Origin of the sequence: Pseudomonas sp. CM27 (assembly GCF_013179515.1) — a bacterium.
GTDB lineage: Bacteria > Pseudomonadota > Gammaproteobacteria > Pseudomonadales > Pseudomonadaceae > Aquipseudomonas.
This window is the reverse complement of sequence record NZ_JABMCN010000348.1, coordinates 1-4,968: the sequence shown is the minus strand read 5'-3', so window position 1 is coordinate 4,968 and position 4,968 is coordinate 1. Positions and strand designations below refer to the sequence as shown.

The window sequence follows — 4,968 nt, the reverse complement described above, 5'->3', positions numbered from 1 at the left end:
AGTGCAACTGAACAGCGCGCGCGGGTCGAGGCAGATACGCTCCACGCCGCGCTCGTGCAGCAGGCGGTTGAGCAGGCGCTCCTCCTCGCCCTTGGTGAAGAACGCCGGGTTGCGCACCTCCACAGCCACCGGCACGCCAATCTGGTCAAGGAAGTGACCAAGCTCACCCACCCGCGCCGGGCCGAACTGGCGCGGCAACTGCAGCCAGCAAGGCGAGACGCGCTGGCCCAGCGGGGCCATCAGCCGGGTGAAGTCGAAGGCCGGCTCAAGCTGATCACGCAGGTCACCCTCATGGCTGATGTCCCGGGGGAACTTGGCAGTGAAACGGAAGTGCGCCGGCATCACCTGGGCCCAGCGCGCAATGGTGCCGGGTGCGGGGCGTGCGTAGAAGGTGGTGTTACCCTCGACGGCATTGAACACCTGGCTGTAGAAGCCAAGCATTTCAGCGCTGCTGGCGTCGGCGGGGTACAGGTAGTCGCGCCAGGCGTTTTCGCTCCACGACGGGCAACCGAGAAAATAAGGCAGTGGTGATGGACTCATCCATCAAATGTACAGGTCGAGCCCCAGCACTTCCATGTCCCAATCGGTGAAACTTGCGGTGCTCAGGTAGCTGGCCAGCGCCGTGGCGGTACGGCGGTCACGGGCGCGGGGGAAGACCATGTCCTGCTGGCGGGCTGGCAGGCCACCGCTGCGACGGCGGGCGGTGGCTTCCTGAGCGGCGACTTCGGCTTCTTCTACAACTTCGGCGTCATCGATGGCCTCGTCACGCACCGCTGCCTTGCGCGGTGCGCGCTTGACCGGGTAGGACTGCGATGAGAAACCGTCGATACGCATGGCATGAACACTCAGGACCAATGATGGCAATTTAGCAGCATCAGAGTCAGGTCGCTAATGCTTGAGTGATAACTGGACCACAGATCGCGCAAAAGGTTTTAGTGTGATCGGCGATAACCGACGAACAGCACTCAGCGCTTCTTCGGCGTAGCTACATTATCGCGCAGATACACCGGTTGCGCCTGTTCGGCACCGATCGCCTCGCCGCGGGTCCAGGCGAAGCTGGCCAGGCTCAGAACGTCCAGTGCATGGGGCAAGGCGCTGGCATTGCTGGCCGCCACCTGCACTTCAAGGCGCTCGGCATAGCCCCAACCGGTACCGGCACCGAACCACTCGCCAGCGCTGCCCGCCGGCAGCGCCACCTGCTCCGGCGGCAATACCGCCTCGTGACCGACCAGGCGCATTTCGCCTGCGCTGGCCTGATAGCAGCCCCAATAGACTTCGTCCATACGCGCATCGATGGCAGCGGCCACCTGCTGAACGCCATGCTCGCGCAGCGCCCCCTGGGCCAGTGCGGCCAGGTTGGAAACCGGCAGTACCGGGCGCTCCAGCGCGAAGGCCAGGCCCTGGACCACACCGATGGCAATGCGCACGCCGGTGAACGCGCCCGGGCCACGGCCGAAGGCGATGGCATCCAGTGCATTCAGCGCGACGCCAGACTCGGCCAGCAACTGCTTGATCATCGGCAGCAGTTTCTGCGCGTGCTGACGTGGGATCACCTCGTAATGGCTGGTTACCTTGCCGTCATGCAGCAGCGCAACGGAACAGGCTTCGGTGGCGGTATCCAGGGCCAGCAGGGTGGTCATCGAACAGGTATCCAGGTGCGAAGAAAAAGAGCGGCAGTATAGAGCAGCGGCGGCGTTGTGTCCCGAAGGGGCCGCTGTGCGGCCTATCGCCGGCAAGCCAGCTCCCACAGATACTGCACAGCCTCAGAAATGGCGCGATCCTGTGGGAGCTGGCTTGCCGGCGATGGGCTGCGTTAGCAGCCCCAAACGACAACGGCCCGCAAGCGGGCCGTTGTCGACAGGTACTGGATCAGCTCAGGGCTGCCAGGACCTTGGCGGTGATGGCTTCGACCGAGCCAACGCCTTCGATGTGGCTGTACTTCGGCTTGCCCGCATTGGCAGCCGACAGCTTCTGGTAGAAGTCCACCAGCGGCTTGGTCTGGCTGTGGTAAACCGACAGGCGATGACGAACGGTTTCTTCCTTGTCGTCGTCGCGCTGGATCAGGTCTTCGCCAGTGACATCGTCCTTGCCTTCCACTTTCGGCGGGTTGTACTGAATGTGGTAAGTGCGGCCCGAGGCCAGGTGCACGCGGCGACCGGCCATGCGGCCGACGATCTCTTCGTCATCCACGGCGATTTCGACCACGGCGTCAATGTCGACACCGGCAGCGACCATGGCTTCGGCTTGCGGAATGGTGCGTGGGAAACCGTCGAACAGGCAGCCGTTGGCGCAATCAGGCTGGGCGATGCGCTCCTTGACCAGGCTGATGATCAACTCGTCGGAAACCAGCTGGCCGGCATCCATGACTTGCTTCAGTTCCAGGCCCAGCGGGGTACCGGCCTTGACGGCGGCACGCAGCATGTCGCCGGTGGAAATCTGTGGAATACCGAACTTTTCGGTGATGAACTTTGCCTGAGTACCTTTACCGGCCCCGGGAGCTCCCAGCAGAATTACGCGCATCTCGTGCTCCTCAAATTTTTTTATGAAATTCAATGGATTCGGCAACCAGGGCCAAGTCCGGAAAATCGGGTATGACCATAAAACGGTCAGAAGGCTGCTCAAGATACACAGCGCCCGGCAGCCATACAAGCGTCCCAAAGTTGCAGGAATGCGCCACTTGCGGCTGACCCGCCCGGTGGTTGCGCCAGGCGCAACCACCTTCTCCGTCTTCGCCCCCGCCCCTCGCGCCCCGCACCCAGGGTGGCCAGGCCCTGCCCTCAGCCGGTGTTGCGCAGGCCTGCGGCGATACCCGCCACGGTCACCAGCAAGGCCTGCTCCAACGGGCTGTCCAGAGCGGCTTCGCGGCTGCGCGAGCGGGCCAGCAACTCTGCCTGCAGGCGGTGCAGCGGGTCCAGGTAGGTGTTGCGCAGGCTGATGAACTCCAGCGTCTCGGGGCTGTGCGCCAGTAGCACCGGCTGCCCGGTCAGGCCCAGCACCACCTGGCACGACTGCGACAATAGGTCGCGCAGATGCACACCTAAAGGACGCAAGTGCGGTTGCACCAGACGTTCGTCGTAGGCCTCGGCGATTTGTGCATCGGCCTTGGCCAGCACCATCTCGAGCATGTCGATGCGGGTTCGGAAGAACGGCCATTGCTCACGCATCTGCGCCAGCAGCTCGCCTTGGCCGCGGGCCAGGGCATTGCTCAGCGCCGTTTCCCAGCCCAGCCAGGCGGGCAGCATCAGGCGGGTCTGGGTCCAGCCGAAGATCCACGGGATTGCCCGCAGGCTTTCAATGCCCCCGGCGCGGCGCTTGGCCGGTCGGCTGCCCAGCGGCAAGCGCCCCAGTTCCTGCTCTGGCGTCGACTGGCGGAAATACTCGACGAAGTCGGGGTTTTCGCGCACGACCCTGCGGTAGGCCGCGACGCCATCGGCGGCCAGTTGGTCCATCACCTCGCGCCAGGCCGGTTGCGGCGGCGGTGGCGGCAACAACGTGGCTTCCAGCACAGCGGCCAGATACAGGTTGAGGTTTTGCTCGGCGATGCCCGGCAAACCGAACTTGAAGCGGATCATCTCGCCCTGCTCGGTGGTGCGGAAACGCCCCGCTACCGAGCCCGGTGGCTGCGACAGGATCGCCGCATGGGCGGGGCCGCCGCCGCGGCCTACCGTACCGCCTCGGCCATGGAACAGCAGCAACTCCACCTGGTGTTCGGCACAGATCCGCACCAGGTTTTCCTGTGCCCGGTACTGGGCCCAGGCGGCGGCGGTGGTGCCAGCGTCCTTGGCCGAGTCGGAGTAGCCGATCATCACTTCCTGCGGGCCCCGCAAGCCGGCGCGGTAGCCCGGCAAGCCGAGCAGGCGTTGCATCACCGGGCCGGCGTTGTCGAGGTCGGCCAGGGTTTCGAACAGCGGCACCACGCGCATTGGCCGGGTCAGCCCGGCTTCCTTGAGCAGTAATTGAACCGCCAGCACGTCAGAGGCAGCACCGGCCATGGAGATGACATAGGACCCCAACGAAGCAGCAGGCGCAGCGGCCACCTCTCGGCAGGTGGCCAGCACTTCGGCGGTATCGGCCTGCGGCGTGAAGTGCGCAGGCAGCAGTGGCCGGCGGTTTTTCAACTCGGCCTGGAGGAACTCGATGCGTTGCTCTTCATCCCAGTCGGCGTAACGCCCCAGGCCCAGGTAGTCGGTGATTTCGGTCAGCGCATCACAGTGGCGGGCAGCGTCCTGGCGCACATCCAGGCGAACCAGGAACAGGCCGAAGGTAACGGCGCGACGCAGGCAGTCGAGCAACGGCCCTTCGGCGATCACGCCCATGCCGCATTCATGCAGCGACTGGTAGCACAGCTGCAGCGGCGCGATCAGGTCGCGGTTGTCCACCAGCACTTCGGCGCTGGCTGGCTGGTCGCTGGTCAACGCCGAATGCGCCCAGGCACGTGTTGCGCGCAGTCGGTCGCGCAGTTGCTTGAGCAAGGCGCGGTAAGGTTCGGCACTGTCGCCAACCCGTTCACGCAGGGCGCCGCTGGCCTGCTGCATGGACAACTCGGCGGCCAGCGCATCGATATCGCGCAGGAACAGGTCGGCGGCCATCCAGCGCGCCAGCAGCAGCACCTCGCGGGTAACGGCAGCGGTCACGTTGGGGTTGCCGTCACGGTCACCGCCCATCCACGAGGCGAAGCGCACCGGGGCGGCCTCCAGCGGCAGGCGCAGGCCGGTGGCCTCCTGCAGGGCCTGGTCGACCTTGCGCAGGTGGCTGGGGATCGCGTGCCACAGCGAATGCTCGATCACCGCGAAGCCCCACTTGGCTTCGTCTACCGGGGTGGGCCGGGTGCGGCGGATTTCTTCGGTGTGCCAGGCCTCGGCGATCAGCCGGCGCAGGCGTTCGCGCACTTGCTGGCGTTCGGCCGGGGTCAGGTCGCGATGATCCTGGGCGGCCAGCTGGCCGGCGATGGCGTCGTACTTCTGGATC

General features: G+C 65.4%; 5 protein-coding genes. All 5 read right to left on the bottom strand.

Annotation, left to right across the window (positions count from 1 at the left end):
- A partial coding sequence (locus tag HP547_RS27375; protein WP_172288568.1) for a DUF72 domain-containing protein occupies positions 1–540 on the bottom strand: 540 nt, incomplete at its 3' end.
- A 3-nt stretch (positions 541–543) separates the two neighbouring features.
- Entirely contained in the window at positions 544–834 is a 291-nt protein-coding gene (locus tag HP547_RS27370; protein ID WP_172288566.1) for a hypothetical protein, read from the bottom strand.
- Positions 835–965: 131 nt separating this feature from the next.
- The gene (gene tsaB, locus HP547_RS27365) at positions 966–1,640 is read right to left on the bottom strand and encodes a tRNA (adenosine(37)-N6)-threonylcarbamoyltransferase complex dimerization subunit type 1 TsaB (RefSeq protein ID WP_172288564.1); all 675 of its coding nucleotides are present in this window, start codon (positions 1,638–1,640) and stop codon (positions 966–968) included.
- Between the two features lie 229 nt (positions 1,641–1,869).
- The gene (adk, locus tag HP547_RS27360) at positions 1,870–2,520 is read right to left on the bottom strand and encodes an adenylate kinase (protein WP_110678221.1); all 651 of its coding nucleotides are present in this window, start codon (positions 2,518–2,520) and stop codon (positions 1,870–1,872) included.
- 257 nt (positions 2,521–2,777) lie between these two features.
- Positions 2,778–4,968: phosphoenolpyruvate carboxylase (gene ppc, locus HP547_RS27355; protein WP_172288562.1), on the bottom strand; the 2,191-nt coding region annotated here is incomplete at its 5' end.

Bases quoted from the DNA above. Each gene is read 5' to 3' on its own strand.
- HP547_RS27370 (WP_172288566.1), bottom strand. From the start codon at position 834: ATGCGTATCGACGGTTTCTCATCGCAGTCCTACCCGGTCAAGCGCGCA.
- tsaB (WP_172288564.1), bottom strand. From the start codon at position 1,640: ATGACCACCCTGCTGGCCCTGGATACCGCCACCGAAGCCTGTTCCGTT.
- adk (WP_110678221.1), bottom strand. From the start codon at position 2,520: ATGCGCGTAATTCTGCTGGGAGCTCCCGGGGCCGGTAAAGGTACTCAG.